General features: G+C 47.5%; 17 protein-coding genes and 1 other annotated feature. Of the genes, 14 read left to right on the top strand and 3 right to left on the bottom strand.

The genetic code is table 11. From position 1 onward, the window contains the following. Positions 1-92 precede the first annotated feature (92 nt). Both gerQ and KB186_RS08085 read right to left on the bottom strand, forming a co-directional pair. On the bottom strand, positions 93-545 hold the full coding sequence (gene gerQ / locus KB186_RS08090; RefSeq protein ID WP_232773370.1) for a spore coat protein GerQ: 453 nt from the start codon (positions 543-545) through the stop codon (positions 93-95). 32 nt (positions 546-577) lie between these two features. Next, on the bottom strand, positions 578-1,000 hold the full coding sequence (locus tag KB186_RS08085) for a cell wall hydrolase (protein WP_012685322.1): 423 nt from the start codon (positions 998-1,000) through the stop codon (positions 578-580). Between the two features lie 168 nt (positions 1,001-1,168). On the opposite strand from KB186_RS08085, the gene KB186_RS08080 reads away from it, so the two are divergent. The 3 genes from KB186_RS08080 to KB186_RS08070 are packed head-to-tail and all read left to right on the top strand — an operon-like array spanning position 1,169 to position 4,961. Continuing rightward, the gene (locus KB186_RS08080) at positions 1,169-1,585 is read left to right on the top strand and encodes a MerR family transcriptional regulator (protein WP_232773369.1); all 417 of its coding nucleotides are present in this window, start codon (positions 1,169-1,171) and stop codon (positions 1,583-1,585) included. After that, positions 1,582-3,153 carry a class I adenylate-forming enzyme family protein gene (locus KB186_RS08075; RefSeq protein WP_232773368.1) on the top strand — a complete coding sequence of 524 codons (1,572 nt, stop codon included), beginning with the start codon at positions 1,582-1,584 and terminating at the stop codon, positions 3,151-3,153. The genes KB186_RS08080 and KB186_RS08075 overlap by 4 nt, the downstream gene beginning before the upstream one ends. Next, positions 3,150-4,961 (top strand): acyl-CoA dehydrogenase family protein, encoded by a 1,812-nt coding sequence (locus KB186_RS08070; RefSeq protein ID WP_232773367.1) that lies wholly within the window; start codon positions 3,150-3,152, stop codon positions 4,959-4,961. The genes KB186_RS08075 and KB186_RS08070 overlap by 4 nt, the downstream gene beginning before the upstream one ends. A gap of 52 nt (positions 4,962-5,013) precedes the next feature. Here the strand turns inward: KB186_RS08070 and KB186_RS08065 are convergent, their stop codons facing one another. Beyond that, on the bottom strand, positions 5,014-5,580 hold the full coding sequence (locus KB186_RS08065) for a YqaA family protein (protein WP_221867722.1): 567 nt from the start codon (positions 5,578-5,580) through the stop codon (positions 5,014-5,016). A gap of 188 nt (positions 5,581-5,768) precedes the next feature. On the opposite strand from KB186_RS08065, the gene KB186_RS08060 reads away from it, so the two are divergent. From KB186_RS08060 to KB186_RS08010, 11 genes are all read left to right on the top strand, one after another. After that, a complete protein-coding gene (locus KB186_RS08060; protein WP_173608666.1) occupies positions 5,769-6,200 on the top strand; it encodes a hypothetical protein in 432 nt (143 codons plus the stop codon). 129 nt (positions 6,201-6,329) lie between these two features. After that, positions 6,330-6,554: a hypothetical protein gene (locus KB186_RS08055; RefSeq protein ID WP_173608665.1), complete on the top strand. Its 225-nt coding sequence runs from the start codon at positions 6,330-6,332 to the stop codon at positions 6,552-6,554. Between the two features lie 146 nt (positions 6,555-6,700). Then, the gene (mqnC, locus tag KB186_RS08050; RefSeq protein WP_232773366.1) at positions 6,701-7,807 is read left to right on the top strand and encodes a cyclic dehypoxanthinyl futalosine synthase; all 1,107 of its coding nucleotides are present in this window, start codon (positions 6,701-6,703) and stop codon (positions 7,805-7,807) included. Between the two features lie 178 nt (positions 7,808-7,985). Continuing rightward, positions 7,986-8,906, top strand: a complete 921-nt coding sequence (gene ytxC, locus KB186_RS08045; RefSeq protein ID WP_173608663.1) for a putative sporulation protein YtxC — start codon at positions 7,986-7,988, stop codon at positions 8,904-8,906. Between the two features lie 25 nt (positions 8,907-8,931). Next, positions 8,932-9,167: a binding site (T-box leader), on the top strand. A gap of 60 nt (positions 9,168-9,227) precedes the next feature. Next, a complete protein-coding gene (thrS, locus tag KB186_RS08040; protein ID WP_047070955.1) occupies positions 9,228-11,141 on the top strand; it encodes a threonine--tRNA ligase in 1,914 nt (637 codons plus the stop codon). 134 nt (positions 11,142-11,275) lie between these two features. Next, the gene (locus KB186_RS08035) at positions 11,276-13,330 is read left to right on the top strand and encodes a methyl-accepting chemotaxis protein (RefSeq protein WP_232773365.1); all 2,055 of its coding nucleotides are present in this window, start codon (positions 11,276-11,278) and stop codon (positions 13,328-13,330) included. A 206-nt stretch (positions 13,331-13,536) separates the two neighbouring features. Continuing rightward, entirely contained in the window at positions 13,537-14,556 is a 1,020-nt protein-coding gene (gene moaA, locus KB186_RS08030) for a GTP 3',8-cyclase MoaA (protein WP_173608661.1), read from the top strand. A 263-nt stretch (positions 14,557-14,819) separates the two neighbouring features. Next, on the top strand, positions 14,820-15,326 hold the full coding sequence (gene infC / locus KB186_RS08025; RefSeq protein ID WP_035984450.1) for a translation initiation factor IF-3: 507 nt from the start codon (positions 14,820-14,822) through the stop codon (positions 15,324-15,326). 30 nt (positions 15,327-15,356) lie between these two features. Then, positions 15,357-15,554 carry a 50S ribosomal protein L35 gene (gene rpmI / locus KB186_RS08020; protein ID WP_047070958.1) on the top strand — a complete coding sequence of 66 codons (198 nt, stop codon included), beginning with the start codon at positions 15,357-15,359 and terminating at the stop codon, positions 15,552-15,554. A gap of 91 nt (positions 15,555-15,645) precedes the next feature. Next, positions 15,646-16,005, top strand: coding sequence for a 50S ribosomal protein L20 (gene rplT, locus KB186_RS08015; protein ID WP_047070959.1), 360 nt, complete (start codon positions 15,646-15,648; stop codon positions 16,003-16,005). Between the two features lie 158 nt (positions 16,006-16,163). Beyond that, positions 16,164-16,529: a hypothetical protein gene (locus KB186_RS08010; RefSeq protein WP_173608660.1), complete on the top strand. Its 366-nt coding sequence runs from the start codon at positions 16,164-16,166 to the stop codon at positions 16,527-16,529. Positions 16,530-16,653: the final 124 nt, after the last annotated feature.

Below are 16,653 nucleotides of genomic sequence, written 5' to 3'. Positions count from 1 at the left end.
TCACTCATTAATAGCATGGAATGGTATAAACGTCAAAAAGACAGTTCTCCTCGGGGATAGCCGACGAAAACTGTCTTTTTGTAATTGGTCGCTTACCGAACTCCTGTTGGAAGCTGAGGCGGGATGTAATTCAACTCTTCATCCGCCGTGATGTAATCGGTGTTGACCATGAGGAGCAAATAGCGTTTGCCAGTTTGCGGATCGCTGATAATGATGTGGTCCCGGCCAGCTGTTTCGAGGACACCACGGAAAATTTTAGCGTTCCATTGGCTGTTGTTTTCAAATGTTTGGTACACCGTAATGACTTTGCCTCGGTTCAGGCGAAGGATGTTTTCGATGTACGATTCTTCCAGTACTTGCCCAGGGGTAATGGGCATTCCGGGAATCAAGGACCCGCTTGGTTGCATCGGAACCAGTTGAGGTTGCTGCTGCTGAATCATCTGCTGCTGTTGCTGAGGTATTCCGTATGGATACTGTGCGGATGGGTACATGTCGTAGCCGTATTGTTGTTGAGGGAAACCGGTGTAAGGCATTTGTTGACTCATGATGAACTCTCTCCTTTATCTATCTAATCCTTTTAATAGACGCGTGGACAATCTGCTGGTGTTGGAACGAAGAAGCAGTGTGCCTTATAGCGACCGGAGTTTTGTTGATCCCACCAGGTAGCTGGACAGTTTCCGGCAGGCCGGTAAAACCATAATGCGTTGCTAGCCGGACGGGTCTTTTCGCCATTGACTGCGCGCTGTGCCAATCGTCTTTCTTTATCTCTGGTCCGTTGATAGAAATACGGCTTTTGGACCGCTTCGAATCCTCCCGGAGATTGATAGACCATGTCACGCATGCTGCGAATGTTTTTGAAGTCAAGGCAGTTACCTAAAATCCGATTTACCCCAACGTTGCCAACCATCAACATGCCCAACTCACCTTCACCCTCAGCCTCAGCTCGAATCAGTCTGGCAAGCATATCGACATCTTTGGAGTTCGCTTTGATGACGGCCATTGCTTCACCTCCTTCCCCAAAAATCACAATAACAATATATGGGCGAATAATAGATTGGTGATTGGCCCGATAAATTTTTCATCAAGTTGACGTTTACGTAAACGGCAGTTACAATCATGTTGTTCGGTAAATTTTGAATTTTACAAATGTAAGTAAGGGGCGCTGGACATGAGCAGAGAAGGAATACAGAAGGAAGAATCGTGGACCATCTCTGATCTTGCTCAACAATTAAATGTCAGCACCAGAACGATTCGGTACTACGAAGAGCTCGGCTTGATTTTCCCCAGTCGGACAGAGAAGGGAAGCAGGTACTACAACCGCAAGGATCGTGCCAGGCTGCGACTCATTCTGCGAGGGAAGCGCTTCGGATTTTCGTTGGATCAGATTCGCGAGATGATTGAGCTGTTCGACGAGGACCGTACAGGTCGGGCGCAGCTTTTGCGAACGATTGAGTACGGCAACCAAAAGCTGGCTGAGATCGACGAGAAAATCATGGAACTCCGACAACTGAGAGAAGACATTCTCGTCTACAAGCAAAACTTTGAACAAAAATTGCTTGAAGAAAATGAGGAGGAGAAACGATGAACGTATCAGCTCTGCTCGCAGCAAACGGAAGGAAATACTCTGACAAGCCCGCTCTGGTTGCAGGGGATGTGGAGGTCAGCTATTCTCAGTGGGATACACGCTCTACGCAGTGGGCTTGCTATTTGCGAGAGCTTGGCATCGAGCAAGGGGATCGGGTCGTCATGCTGATGCCCAATTGTCCGGAGTTTGCCATTTTTTACGTCGCCGTCATTCGCAGTGGTGCCCTCGTCGTGCCGATCAATGCACGCTCAACCCAAGAAGAAGTACGACATATATGTGATCATGCCGGAGCAAAGGCACTTCTTGTTCACGATGCCCTCGTGCCTATCGTCAATGAGTGGGTCCTCCAAACGCCCCAACTTGTAGCAATCAAAACAGGCAGGAGCCAAGGGAATTGGCATGGCATTGCTGACTGGGATGGCAATGATCTGTCTTTAGATAAAATGAATGCGCTTTCTTCGCAGCCTTATTTGGTGAACATGAATGAAGATAGCGAAGTCAGCATCCTCTATACATCTGGCACGACTGGACGACCTAAAGGGGTGCTTTATACACATAGAAGCTTGTTGACTGTCGCGAAAATGATGTCGATTGAACTGACGATGACACATCGTTCCCGAATTTTACATTTGATGCCGCTGAGTCATTCGGCTCCCCTCCATCTCTTTTTCATTGCAGGGCTCATGCTTGGCGCCACCCAGGTAATGGCCCTGACATTCTCGCCGCAGCTTCTTTTGGATTTGGTGCAGCAGCATCGGATTACGCATTTCTTCGGTGCGCCAGTAGCGTATTTGCTGACGATGAAGCATCCCGAGTTTGCGGCGTACGATCTGTCTTCCATCGAATATTGGATGTACGGCGGTGCTCCACTGTCCAAAGAGAAGGCTTCGCTCATGGAAAAAGCATATGGACGCGATAAACTGGCGTGCGTCTACGGCTTGACAGAGGCGGGGCCGACCGGAATGTGTCTTTTGCACAGAGAGCATCCGGACAAAATCGGCAGTATAGGCAATCGTGGTGTATTGTTCGTCGAAATGGAGGTCGTAGACGAGCGAGGAGAGCGATGCGCCAGTGGCGAAGTGGGCGAAATTCGCTTGCGCGGAGAAGGGACAATGAAAAGTTACTACAACAATCCAGAGGCTACAGCAGAAACCATACGCGATGGCTGGGTGTACACTGGTGATATTGCACGCGTGGATGAGGATGGATTTTTGTGGATGATTGATCGCAAAAAAGACGTGATGATCACGGGTGGGGTAAACGTCTATCCCAAAGAAATCGAGCAGTTGTTGGAGCGTCATCCGTCGATTGGCGAGGTAGCTGTTGTGGGTTTGCCGCATCTGGAGTGGGGCGAGACGGTTACAGTGTATGTGGTCCTGAAATCAGGAGTCGATACCAATCGAGATTGGCTAGAGGAAATCCAAAGCTTTTTGCGCGGTCATCTCGCCGATTACAAGCTCCCTCGACAAGTAAATATCGTTCCTGCACTGCCGCGGAATACGAGCGGAAAAGTCCTGAAGCATGTATTGCGTGATGTCAGTTCCCAAAAGGAAGTGGAGCTGAGATGAGTGATTTGCAAACGAGCATCGATCAGCGAACTTACAGCGACAACATCCCGCACCCGCGTACGTCACAGGGGGAAAACTTTTTCAAAGCAGATCCCAACCTCGATTACTTGCTGGAACGTTATCTCCCTGCTTCCATGCATGAATGGGCCAGACAGCAGTTGAGCTGGCTAGGTGCGCAAGTGGCAGGACCCATCGACGAGCGTGCCGCCCATACGGACAGAGAAGGCAAGCCAAGATTGCGCAAGTACAATCGGCTGGGCGAGGATATTTCCGAGATTATTACCAATGAAGGCTACAAGGAAACAGTAGCAGAGGTTTACGGAGCAGGCATCGTCAGCTATTTGTATCAAGACATTCCCGAGTTGGGGAGAAAAGCGCCGTACAGCTATTCTTTTTTCATGGGCTATCTTGTGAGCCAGTCAGAGCCGGGGTTCTATTGCCCTGTTACTTTGTCGATGTCAGCTGCTTATTTACTTGATCGCTATGGCAGCGAAGCACAAAAGGAGCAGTACCTGACAGGACTGACCTCTCGTGATCGCACTCGCTTGTATGAAGGAGCTACGTGGCTGACCGAGAGACAGGGAGGCTCGGATGTCGGTGCGAATTTGACTATAGCAGAGCCAGTAGCAGGTCGGCCGGGTGTGTACCGATTGACAGGAGAAAAGTTTTTTGCGAGCAATGCTGGAGCATTTGTTGCGACTGTTTTGGCGAGAATCGATGAAGAGAAACCGGGGACAAAAGGGCTCGGACTGTTTTTGGTGCCATGGGTGAAGCCTGACAACGAACGCAATCACATCCAGGTTCGCCGCTTGAAAGAGAAGCTGGGAGTCAACGCCGTACCATCTGCAGAGATTCTGTTGAACGGGGCAGAGGGTTATTTGATCGGGGAGCCACAGAACGGCTTCAAGTACATGGCAGAAGCACTGAACCTCTCGCGCATTTGCAACGCGATTGCTTCGATTGGGATCATGCGTCGGGCCTTTTACGAAGCGAGGTATTACGCCGAACAACGTCGTGCATTCGGGAAGCCAATCGATCAGTATCCGATGGTAAAAGAAATGCTGGTGAGCCTCTTATTGGATACGGAGGTCAGCACAGGTGCGGTGTTTGATATGATTGCTGTCTATGATCGCTTGCAGTCTCATTCCGCGAGCAAAGAGGATAACGCGCTTGCTCGTCTACTGATTCCTTTGCTGAAATACCGTACAGGGGAAGAGGCCGTCGAATCGACCCATACCGCGATTGAAATTCATGGCGGTAACGGATATATCGAGGAATACGTGACGCCGCGTCTGTTGCGGGATGCCCAAGTTTTGACCGTATGGGAAGGGACCTCGAATATACTCGCACTCGATATTTTGCGTGTGATGCAAAAAGAAAACAGCCACGAAGTGTTTAGTCAATTGCTTCGGGAGCGCATAGCTGGGTGGAAGCATGCCTTTTCACAGCCGTACGCCGAGCTGATTCGGACAGAACTGGTCATTCTCGAGGAAAATATCGCCTATCTCATGCAACAGACCCATGATTATGTAACGTACAAATTAAAAACGCTCGCAGACCATATGGTAGACTTGTACACCTTATCATGCATCGTCAGTGAAGCAGAGGATCAGGTAACACGTATGGGAAATGCGCGCAAATACATTTTGGCAAGACTGTATGCCAAAAAGCATTTCCAATCATCAGAAAAGCGGGGGGTTCAATCCGATTCTTTGCTGGACGTACAGTTCTTTACCCAACTGGTGGAGTATCAGTTTGTCAGCGTAGAAGAGTGGGCCCAACAATCCGTGATTGTTCCGACCCGATAATCAAAAAGCGCCTTTAGACCACTTGTTGAGGTGGCTAGGGCGCTTTTGATTTTTACGCATACCGCTTGCGGCGTATGCTCCAAATAAACCAGATCGCAGCTACCAGTGTTGCAACCGCCAGCAGAGTGATCTCAAAGTATTCATCGATCAGGACCTTTGCGTGTTTCCCGTATAAATAAAACAAGGTGCCAATCAGATAAAACTTCAATCCTCGCCCGACGATCGCATAAAACATGAGCTTGGTCAGCGAGTAATTGAATACGCCAGAGAGCACAGTGAAAACCTTGAAAGGAATGGGGGTAAAAGCTCCGATCAGTACGGCAGCATCCCCGTTTTTTGCGAATTTTTCCGTCGCTACGATAACCCATTTTTCAGGGAGAATCTTGTGCAAAAGTGGTTTTCCCAGCCATCTCCCCAACAAAAACCCGATGGGAGCGCCGAGGACGGAAGCAGTAAAGGCTACTGTCGCAAACTGAATCGCTGAGCCTGGATTGAGCAGACTCATCGCAATTTGCATAAAAAACGGAGGAATCGGACTGATAAAAGAGTCCAAAAATGCCATGGCAGCGAGTCCCCACATCCCATATTGCATGAATAGCTGTGTGATATGTTCGAGCATGAGCATCTCCTTGTGAGGTTTTTTCTATTGTAGCCATCTTATGCCACTTTGTCCAAAGAAAGACCACAACGGAAGTTAAACGTCGGGAGGGAAAATAAGGATTTAGGACGAATGACCCATCTTTCAATTTCCAAAAAATCCCGATTATAAGTGGGTACGGAATGTCATTACGAAAGGGAAATTTTTAAATGAAGATGCCATTATCTATCAAAGTCATTCAAGGGTTTATACTGTTGCAAGTCATCGTATTGGGGGGCCTCTATTTTGTGGTTTCACAGGCAGATCCGATGAACTTGAGCCACTGGGCCAGTAAAATGGTTTTCAGCGTGGTGACGATGCCGGAAGATATGTTAGATCAAAGCTACGCGTTGGGAAGAATGCAAGGAAGATTAATGTTTCCACTGATCATCACTACTTTATTGTTCATCTTCATACAGATGAGGTTACTAAAATCGTCGATTGTCTGCATAAGTTTGGCGATTTTACTTGATATAAGCAATGGAACTTTTTTGATCGCCATCTTGTATATAACCCTTCTTTTGGTTGTGACCCACAACAAACAATCGAAGAGATATTTTAAGCGGAATCATCATGAAGTTGCGCAGACGGTTTCAAAATAAAAAATGAGTGATCTAGTGAGCTGATCCTAGGTCGAATATTGGTAATGAAGTCCTTGCTTTTTCATTGACGCTAGGAAAGATTATCCACTAAAATGTAGGGAAACAGGACAAACATCATGGGAGGAACCAATGAAAACATTGGGTTCGGGAAAAGTCGTTTTCTATGCGCCAAACGGTACTACTCTGCAATTATCAGGGGAAATTGATGTACGTGGGGATCGGATATCTATAACTGAAATCATCTATTTTAATGGTAAACCAAACGGAGCGCGCGAAACGAATTTGCCACTCGCGCAATCAGTGATTTACTGGGAGCCAGAAGTGTACGAACAGATCGGATATGAAGAAGAATAAGAATCATTGCGATTCCAGACCCTGTCTCTTGCAGGGTTTTTTCGCGTATCGCAGTGTATCTGCCAGCACCTCGAGCTATAGCCGATGTCCTGGTATTGTGTTATGATGTGGGATGGAATTTACGTATGGTACAAGGAGTGATCCTTATGATCGATTCTATATTGGAACGAGCACTCGCAGGTGAACGACTGGGTCTCGAAGACGGTCTGGCTTTGTTTGCGAGCAATGAAATCGAAAAGATCGGACATTACGCCAATCTGGTCATGCAGAAGCATCATCCAGAACCGATTGCGACCTTTGTCATCAGTCGCAACGTCAATTACACGAATGTATGTGATACCTATTGCCGTTTTTGTGCCTTTTACCGTCCCCCTGGCTCTTCTGAAGGATATGTTCTTCCCAGAGAGACTATTTTCCAAAAAATTCAGGAGACCGTTGATGTAGGCGGTACGGAAATCTTGATGCAAGGCGGCACCAATCCCGATCTGAAGCTGGATTATTACACCGACCTCTTGCGTGCGATCAAAGAGCGCTTCCCGCAAGTTACGATGCACTCTTTGTCTGTAGCAGAAGTGATGAAAATCGCGGAAGTTTCCAACATGTCTGTCGAGGAAGTGCTGAAAGAGCTAAAGGCAGCAGGTCTCGATTCCTTGCCGGGAGCGGGTGGCGAAATCCTCGATGATCGTACACGTCGGAAGATTTCCCGATTGAAAGGCTCTTGGACTGACTGGATTGATACCCAAAAAGCAGCACACCGTGCAGGCTTGCCTGGTACTGCTACCATGGTTATTGGTTTTGGAGAAGAGATGGAAGAGCGCGTACTTTCTCTGTTGCGCATCCGCGAAGCACAAGATGAAACAGGCGGCTTCAAAGCCTTTATCGTCTGGACCTTCCAACCGGACAACACCAACATGAAGGCTGTCAACAACACGCCAGAGGAATACTTGAAAACATTGGCAATCAGCCGTCTCATGCTGGATAATATCGAAAACTTCCAATCTTCCTGGGTGACGATGGGCCCGCATTACGGTCAGCTTTCTCTCTCTTACGGAGCGAACGATTTCGGCCAAACGATGATGGAAGAAAACGTTGTTTCCGCAGCGGCATGTACGTACAAGGTCAACACGAACCAAATTTTGGAACTCATTCGCGGCGCAGGCAAAATTCCTGCACAGCGCAACACACAGTATGACATTCTCCGTGTTTTCAAAGACGGTGAAATGGCAGAACGTGATTTTGTCATGCAAAACTAATAAACGAAAAAACGCTTCTCTGCCCCTCCTTACAAAGGGAATTTGGCAGGGAAGCGTTTTTTGGTTTTTAATCAGGAACTTTTTACCTGCAACCTTCCCTGAGTTTCCAACCGTTTAAAAGTATATCGCTCCTGACGGGACATATACTGTAACTACAATGGCGGTTGGGGGGATGGTTATGCAGACGTTTCGCGTATTGCTGGAGAATGTCCCTGAGCATTGTGACACGTATCGGACTATCGTAAATGAGATGACGGAGCGGGTCAACACTGCACCGGTGCGCATTACATACAGGGAGCAAGAAGAGAATGGATACCTCTTGTTCTACTTTCAAAGCTGGTGTGAGAGTGAGTATGACGCGCAGACCATCGAATGGGCGAGAGCCTTCGTTGCTCTTACATTAGCCGAATGGGTCATTCAGGTGAAGGAACCGAAAATTATGGAAGAAATGGCCACTGACTTACTCGCAGCCGAACAGATGGAAACCGAGTGGGCGGAGATTTTCCCTTATATTCAACGCATGTGCCAAGAAATCGAGCTAGATGGCAGGGAACTGTTAACGGCGACAACACGCAAGGCAAACGTATATCGCAAAGTTTTCACCTATCTGGAGTCGGAGCGAACGATAAACGTTTTGGGTTTCATCCGATTTCGATTGCAGGAGCACTGGAACGAGTTATTCGAACTCGTGGAAACTGGTATTGATGAATATCTGGAAGACAAGCAATATCAAGAGTTTGTCGAGCTGTTGCGCTATTTCATTGCTGTACAGGAAACCAAGCAGGAAATCGTTCATGTCGTTCCTAGTGTGGACAAACCTTTCCATCTTTATGATAAAAAAGGGGATCGTCTTTGGCTTGAACAGTTGGATACCGTTCTGAACATGGACGAACAAAAATGCAGGGACGAAGATTATTTGGTCAGTGCTTTGGTTACACTGGCTCCTGAGAGTATCGTGCTCCATTTGGCTTCGGAAAAGCCTGGGCTTGTACAGACGATCCGCAGTATTTTTGACGGTCGGCTTATTACTTGCCACTCTTGTTCGCTTTGCCTATCCGAGAGACGTGTACTTGACGGGAATAATCCCTCTAAACTATAATAGCAACAACAACTTTACATTGCTTATAAATACGATGAGAAGGACACGGACAATAGTAAGGACGCTTTAGAGAGGCGGGTCACAGGCTGGAAGCTCGCTGCGTACTGTTATTGATCTACCACCTTCGAGTAGCTGCCGGGAACGAAGCGTAGGCTTTTACTATCGGTATGCCGGTTAAATACCGTTACATGGAATGAGGAGTCTGTTTTTGTGAACAGACTTGAAGTAGGGTGGTACCGCGAGAACACACTCGTCCCTTTTTGGGGATGAGTGTTTTTTTATTTTCTCAACCAAACAAGATACAGGAAGGAAGAATCCACAGTGGCACAAATTCATGTTACTTTCCCAGATGGAGCCGTTCGTCAATACGACGCTGGGATTACGATCGAGGACATCGCAGGCTCCATTAGCTCTAGCCTGAAGAAAAAGGCAGTAGCTGGTAAAAAAGATGGCAAGGTTGTCGATCTGTACACAGAACTCACAGATGACGCAGCGATTGAAATCGTTACCCTCGATTCTGCTGACGGATTGGAAGTATACCGCCACAGTACAGCTCACTTGCTTGCTCAAGCGGTAAAACGCATTTACGGCGCTGAAGTGAAGTTTGGAATCGGTCCTGTGATCGAAGATGGCTTCTACTACGACATGGATATTCCGGTTTCCCTTTCCCCAGAGGATTTGGGCAAAATCGAGGCGGAAATGGAAAAAATCGTGAAGGAAGACCTGCCGATTCGCCGCAAAGTCGTAAGCCGCGAAGAAGCAACTGCGATTTTCCAAGAACTGAACGATCACCTGAAGCTGGAACTGATTCGCGACCTGCCAGAGGATGCGACTATTACGCTGTATGAGCAAGGCGAATTTTTCGACCTCTGTCGTGGACCGCACTTGCCGTCTACTGGCTACATCAAAGCATTCAAGCTGATGAGCGTGGCAGGTGCATACTGGCGCGGAAAAGCAGAAAACCAAGTTCTGCAACGCGTATACGGTACAGCTTGGCCGAAAAAAGCAGACATGGATGAATATCTGCACTTCATCGAAGAAGCGAAAAAGCGCGATCACCGCAAATTGGGGAAAGAACTGGGCTTGTTCATGTTCTCCGAGGAAGCACCGGGTATGCCGTTCTATCTGCCAAAAGGCTTCACTGTTCGCAACGAGCTGGAGCAATTCTCCCGCCGTCTGCAACAATTGGCACAATACACAGAAGTGCGCTCTCCTTTCCTCATGAACGAGCGTCTCTGGAAAGAATCCGGTCACTGGGATCACTACAAAGAGAACATGTACTTCTCTGAAGTAGACAACGCGACTTACGCCTTGAAGCCAATGAACTGCCCAGGTCACATGCTGATCTATAAAAACGAGATGCACTCTTACCGCGACCTGCCGATCCGTTACTCCGAGTTCGGGCAAGTTCACCGCCATGAGTACTCTGGAGCCCTGAATGGAATGCTGCGGGTGCGCACCTTCTGCCAGGATGACGCGCACGTATTTGTCCGTCCAGATCAGATCGCGAGCGAAATCAAAGGCATGATCACTTTGATTGACAGCATCTACAAGGTATTTGGCTTCGAATACAGTGTGGCTCTATCCACTCGTCCGGAAGATTCCATGGGCTCTGATGAGCTGTGGGAAGCAGCGGAAAGCTCTCTGAAAACAGTGTTGGAAGAGCTCGGTATGGCCTATGAAATCAAAGACGGAGACGGTGCGTTCTATGGACCGAAGATCGACTTCCAAATTACCGACGCGCTGAAACGCCGTCACCAATGTGGAACGATCCAACTGGACTTCCAAATGCCTGAGAAATTTGACCTGACTTATGTTGGTCAAGACAACGAGAAGCACCGTCCGGTTGTCTTGCACCGTGCGATGTACGGCTCCATGGAGCGTTTCATTGGTATCCTGATCGAGCACTACGCAGGTGCATTCCCGATTTGGCTGACACCAATCCAAGCACGCATCATGAACATCAGTGAAGTGCACATGCCATATGCAGAACAAGTAAGAGAAAAACTGCAACAAGCTGGCATTCGTGTAGAGCTGGATGGCCGCAATGAGAAAATCGGCTACAAAATCCGTGAAGCACAAGTTGAAAAAATCCCGTACATGCTGGTCATCGGTGAAAAAGAGGTGGCTGACGGTACACTGTCCGTCCGCAAACGCGGAGTGGGCGATGAAGGCGCGATGACAGTGGATGCATTTGTTGAAAAAATCCGCGCTGAAATCAATGAAATGAAGTAATAGCACATAGAAGTAGAGCCGCCCTGAATTTTCGGGCGGCTTTTTTATTATACGTTTACTTGGAAAAAAGAACGGGAAAAGGATGTAGGGTAAAAAGTTTATATGGACATCAAGAAGAACTGCGGGGGATACGTATGCGGGTAAGCATCAAGCAAAGACTGATAGCAGCATTTCTTGCCATTATTTTAATCCCGATTGGAGTGATTAGCTCATTTGTATATGTCAGTATGGAGGAGCGAATCCAAACTTATTTTATTGAATCCTCGACAAAAGAAGTGGCTCAGGTAGACAACGCGATTAACTTGTATTTCGACTCGATTCGTGAAAACGTAAACCTGATAGCAGGCAGTCCCTTGCTAAAGAGTGCAGATAACACCATTACGACGTATATGGATAAACCGACCAAAACCAAACATACCCCATTGCAAAATGGCGGGGTAGAGGCGGCTATTTTTCAAGATTTCCTTCGATTTGTCGATTCTCATCCGAATACTGCATTTATTTATTTAGCGACCAAATACGGAGGATATATACAATGGCCGACAGATGATGTCATTCCGAATTACGATCCGCGTACAAGGGATTGGTACAAAAAACCAATGGAGAATCCCGGAAAAGTGATTACGACAGATCCGTATCTCTATTTGGGGGATAACAGCATCGTGATCAGTAACGTGACGACATTAAAGGATGACAAGGGTGAGCCACTGGGCGTTGTTGGACTGGATGTAAATTTAAAAGGGCTTACCGATATTTTGAAAGAAATTAAGATTGGGAAAACGGGTTACCTCATGCTGATTGGCAAAGACGGAACGATTTTGGCTAATCCGAAGAACCCTGAGCTCAATTCGAAAAACCTGAAAGAGACGCAAATTCCTGAATTGGCTGCTATCGCTGAGAATACCTCCAGCAGCTTTGCAGTCACGATGAACGATACCGAGTATTTGGCGAACGTCTTTACTTCCGAAAAAACCGGTTGGAAATATATTTCGTTTATTGAAAGAGCTGAGCTCTCTGCTGAAGCCCATCAAATCGGTTTGATCATCGGGGCGTTAAGCATTTTGTTTGCTTTACTAGCGGTTGTCGCTTCCGTTCTTTTCTCGCACAAATTCACCAAGCCATTGCTTGTTATCGGTAACCAGATTGCGCAGATCGGTCGTGGTGACTTTACCGGGGAATTGCCCAAAAACCTTTTGGAAAGAAAAGACGAAATCGGCATGCTTGGTCAGAGCATTCAGGTGATGCAAGTATCCATCCAAGGACTCATTCGAGAAGTCCAAAAAGCGGTTAACACCCTCTCTAATTCGTCAGACAACATATCGGTTCGCTTGGCGGACAATGTAGATACGACGAACAAGATCTCTACTACGATACAGGAAGTAGCGAGCGGGGCGCAAAATCAGCTCAGAGGTACGGAAGAATCCGCAAGAGCGATGGAAGAAATGTCGATCGGCATCCAACGTGTGGCGGAAACCACCTCCATCATCTCGGAATCATCTACAAGTACGGCGGATGAAGCGCAGCTAGGAAACCAGTCCATCCAAAAGGCTATCCAGCAAATGGACTCCATCCGTGGCTCTGTGGAACATTCCGTATCCGTCGTCAAGCAATTGGGGGAGCGTTCCAAAGAAATTGTGCAAATCATTGATGTGATTACGGGAATTGCTTCCCAAACGAATCTGCTTGCTCTCAACGCAGCCATCGAGGCTGCTCGTGCGGGAGAGCATGGACGAGGTTTTGCTGTCGTAGCAGATGAAGTGAGAAAACTTGCTGAACAGTCTGATGAATCTGCTCGTCAAATCGCCAACCTCATTCAGGAGATCCAAGCAGATACGAACATGGCAGTCAACTCGATGGATTCCGTCAATCAAGATGTGCAAATTGGATTGTCAACCGTACTGGAGTCAGGAGAAGCCTTCCAACGGATCTTACAAGAAATTCAACAGATAACCGATCAAATTCAGGAGGTTTCTGCTGTATCTGAACAGATGTCCGCCGGATCGGAACAAGTAGCAGCATCTGTGGACGAGACTGCCCAAATTGCACGGATTTCAGCCCACAATGCTGAAAATTTGGCGGCTTCTTCCAAAGGTCAGTTGGCCACTATGGAAGAGTTTGCCGTTTCCTTTGAATCCTTGAATCAGATGGCTCGCGAATTGGAAAGAATGATTACCAAATTTAAGATATAAGAATGCATAACGGGAAGAGTACGAATGTCGGGAGGAATTCGTACTCTTTTTTTGCAAAGTGGACCCATTTATGAGAGAATGTGCGGTTTGCGTTTGAAAATTTGGCGATTTCGATTTAAGATAATAGACTGGTACTAAGTCGAAATGCGATATGATGAAGATGAAGGAAAAAAGTCGTCTTATAGATTAAAGGAGAGTGAACAGCAATGCCAGATAAAGTGCTTGATTTACGGAACCGTCCTCTCCGAGATTTACGAATATCTGTCACCGATAAATGTAATTTTCGTTGCCGTTATTGCATGCCTGCCGAAATTTTTGGACCGAATTTTGAATTTTTGCCGCAAAGCAAGTTGCTGACCTTTGAGGAAATTACCCGTTTGACCCAGATCTTTACTTCGCTTGGAGTCGGGAAAATCCGCATTACCGGCGGAGAGCCATTAATGCGCAGAAATTTGCCTGAATTGATTCGAATGATCCGTGAGGTAGAAGGCGTTCAAGATATTGCGATGACGACCAATGGTTCTCTCTTGTCCCGTCATGCGCAAGCGCTAAAAGAAGCAGGTCTGGATCGGGTCACGGTCAGCCTGGACAGCTTGGATAATGAGCGCTTTGGGATGTTGAATGGAAGAGGCTATCAGGTCGATGCCGTGCTGGATGGGATTCGTGTTGCAGCAGATGCCGGGCTTTCGGTCAAGATCAACATGGTGGTACAGCGCGGAGTCAATGATCAAGATATTTTGCCGATGGCACGGTACTTCCGTGAGCAAGGGCATACCCTTCGATTTATTGAATTCATGGATGTGGGAAACAGTAACGGCTGGCGGCTGGATCAAGTCGTACCTTCCCGTGAAATTGTGCGTATGATCCATGAAGAGATGCCGTTGGTAGCGACAGAAGCGAACTACTACGGAGAGGTGGCTTCCCGCTATCGCTATGAGGGATCGGACCAGGAAATCGGGTTGATTTCATCGGTGACCCAAGCTTTTTGCTCCACTTGTACGCGGGCTCGCCTGTCGGCAGAAGGGAAATTGTACAATTGTCTCTTCGCTTCATCCGGAGATGATTTGCGCGAACCAGTCCGCGATGGACGCACGGATGAAGAGATTCGCGAGCTGATACGTGCGATCTGGGAACGGCGTGACGTGCGCTACTCGGAGGAACGACTAAGTGAAACGCCTGGTCTCGCCAAGCGTGAAAAGGTCGAAATGTCCCATATCGGGGGATAATTAGGTATTAGCCTTGACAAAACCCAAGCTACCCTGTAATATAAATTGCGTGTATAAACACTTCATACTTCGAGAACAAGCAGAGGCGCCCAGCTTCTCACCTGGGTCGACGTCGTATACGACTGTTGACAGGTAACTCTTACGCAAAGATCCTCGGATCTGATGAAATTGCTTAGGTGAGATATGTGCGGGCGCAGAATGCGTTCGCACATTTTTGTTCCTTCTCGAAATTGACGGGGGTGGCAAGTATTAGCAAGGATCAAATGTTAATTAACGAAGCGATCCGTGCCCGTGAAGTCCGTTTAATCGGTGCTGACGGGAGCCAATTGGGAGTCGTACCTTTTAGGGAAGCATTGCGCATTGCCCAGGAAGCTGAATTGGATCTGGTAAACGTTGCTCCTACAGCCAAGCCGCCTGTATGCCGTATCATGGACTATGGAAAGTTCAAATACGAGCAGGCGAAAAAGGAAAAAGAAGCGCGTAAAAACCAGAAGATCATCGAGCTGAAAGAAGTGCGTTTTTCTTCTAACATCGAGGAACACGATTTTCAAACAAAGCTTCGCAACGTCCGCAAGTTCTTGGAGGATCAACACAAGGTGAAGTGTACGATCCGTTTCCGTGGACGTGAAATCACCCACTCCGAAATTGGACTAGGCGTTATGGAACGTGTAGCTGCCCAGTGTGAAGATCTCGCTACGCCTGAGCGCAAGCCGAAGATCGAAGGCCGCAGCATGATCATGATTCTGGCTCCGAAAGCGGAAAAGCAGTAAGATAGTAGTTTAGACAGGAGGATTTTTCAGATGCCTAAAATGAAAACCAACAAGGCCGCTGCGAAACGTTTCAAAAAGACTGGAAGCGGCCAATTGAAACGCGACCGTGCGTTTGGTAGCCACTTGTTCGCTAACAAATCGACTAAGCAAAAGCGCCACCTGCGCAAAGCTGCACTCGTTTCCAAAGGCGATCAAAAACGTATGGAGCAAATGCTCACTTACCTGTAAGTTTTTCTTTATTACACACCATTACGCAGCATGAGCTCCCTAAGCGCCTAGCAGTAGGCCGCCATGCTGGAAAGACCAGGAGGAGTTTAGTATGCCAAGAGTAAAAGGTGGCATTGTTACACGCCGTCGTCATAAGAAAATCCTGAAGCTGGCGAAAGGATACTTCGGTTCCAAACATCGCCTGTTTAAATCCGCTAATGCGCAGGTAATGAAATCCCTGCTGTATGCATACCGCGACCGTCGTCAAAAGAAACGTGATTTCCGCAAACTGTGGATCACTCGTATCAACGCGCAAGCTCGCATGAACGGTCTGTCCTACAGCCGTTTGATGCACGGCCTGAAAGTTGCTGGCATCGAAGTTAACCGCAAAATGCTGGCTGACTTGGCTGTTAACGACAAAGCTGCGTTCAACGAACTGGCAACAGTTGCAAAAGGCAAACTGAACGCTTAATTTTTGAAAAGAAGAGTCGATCTGCCCGATTAAGGGCAAGGTCGGCTTTTTTTGTTGTGGTCAGAGCGCAAAATCAAACGAATAGCATCCTACACCTGTCCACACGCTATCAATCTTCTCCTCATATCTTATAGCAAAGATAGAAGGAGGTGAGTGGCATGGCAGAATTACGAGTAAGCCTATGGGCAGGCAGAAACTTTGAAGCTCGTCGTATTCGTTTTCGCAGACGTGGGGTAGCAGTCAGACAGTGTCAAGCGCTTGAATTCAATGACGTACTGTCGAGTTTTCGATTGCGAGCAGGAAATAATGGCCGAGTGACACTCGTTCTGTTTTCAGGAACCGCTTATCAGGGGGATTTTCGTGTTTTCCGGGGGAATCGCGATATTGCCAACCTTGGTAATTTCGACTTCAACAATCGTACCTCGTCGTTTATTTTTGTGGGACGCAATCTGACTACTTCTCAAATCAGAGAGATTCAACGGACGAGAACGGCACCGAGAAACGTGGTAGAAATCAGAACGTAGGAAAAGGAAGTATGAGTCAAAAGAAAAAACAACCGAGCTCACATTCGGTTGTTTCAGACTGAAGAGAAACCCCCTTTTTGGGGGATTTCTTTTTGGTATTGTTCCAGCACGAAGTGCTGAAAAA

This window comes from Brevibacillus sp. AF8, assembly GCF_021270385.1.
In the GTDB taxonomy this organism is placed as follows: domain Bacteria; phylum Bacillota; class Bacilli; order Brevibacillales; family Brevibacillaceae; genus Brevibacillus.
This window is presented reverse-complemented; position numbering and strand designations above follow the sequence as displayed.

What these genes read in the sequence shown, in the direction of transcription:
- gerQ (WP_232773370.1), bottom strand. Translation starts at nt 545, where the DNA reads ATGAGTCAACAAATGCCTTACACCGGTTTCCCTCAACAACAATACGGC.
- KB186_RS08085 (WP_012685322.1), bottom strand. Translation starts at nt 1,000, where the DNA reads ATGGCCGTCATCAAAGCGAACTCCAAAGATGTCGATATGCTTGCCAGA.
- KB186_RS08080 (WP_232773369.1), top strand. Translation starts at nt 1,169, where the DNA reads ATGAGCAGAGAAGGAATACAGAAGGAAGAATCGTGGACCATCTCTGAT.
- KB186_RS08075 (WP_232773368.1), top strand. Translation starts at nt 1,582, where the DNA reads ATGAACGTATCAGCTCTGCTCGCAGCAAACGGAAGGAAATACTCTGAC.
- KB186_RS08070 (WP_232773367.1), top strand. Translation starts at nt 3,150, where the DNA reads ATGAGTGATTTGCAAACGAGCATCGATCAGCGAACTTACAGCGACAAC.
- KB186_RS08065 (WP_221867722.1), bottom strand. Translation starts at nt 5,580, where the DNA reads ATGCTCGAACATATCACACAGCTATTCATGCAATATGGGATGTGGGGA.
- KB186_RS08060 (WP_173608666.1), top strand. Translation starts at nt 5,769, where the DNA reads ATGAAGATGCCATTATCTATCAAAGTCATTCAAGGGTTTATACTGTTG.
- KB186_RS08055 (WP_173608665.1), top strand. Translation starts at nt 6,330, where the DNA reads ATGAAAACATTGGGTTCGGGAAAAGTCGTTTTCTATGCGCCAAACGGT.
- mqnC (WP_232773366.1), top strand. Translation starts at nt 6,701, where the DNA reads ATGATCGATTCTATATTGGAACGAGCACTCGCAGGTGAACGACTGGGT.
- ytxC (WP_173608663.1), top strand. Translation starts at nt 7,986, where the DNA reads ATGCAGACGTTTCGCGTATTGCTGGAGAATGTCCCTGAGCATTGTGAC.
- KB186_RS08035 (WP_232773365.1), top strand. Translation starts at nt 11,276, where the DNA reads ATGCGGGTAAGCATCAAGCAAAGACTGATAGCAGCATTTCTTGCCATT.
- moaA (WP_173608661.1), top strand. Translation starts at nt 13,537, where the DNA reads ATGCCAGATAAAGTGCTTGATTTACGGAACCGTCCTCTCCGAGATTTA.
- infC (WP_035984450.1), top strand. Translation starts at nt 14,820, where the DNA reads ATGTTAATTAACGAAGCGATCCGTGCCCGTGAAGTCCGTTTAATCGGT.
- rpmI (WP_047070958.1), top strand. Translation starts at nt 15,357, where the DNA reads ATGCCTAAAATGAAAACCAACAAGGCCGCTGCGAAACGTTTCAAAAAG.
- rplT (WP_047070959.1), top strand. Translation starts at nt 15,646, where the DNA reads ATGCCAAGAGTAAAAGGTGGCATTGTTACACGCCGTCGTCATAAGAAA.
- KB186_RS08010 (WP_173608660.1), top strand. Translation starts at nt 16,164, where the DNA reads ATGGCAGAATTACGAGTAAGCCTATGGGCAGGCAGAAACTTTGAAGCT.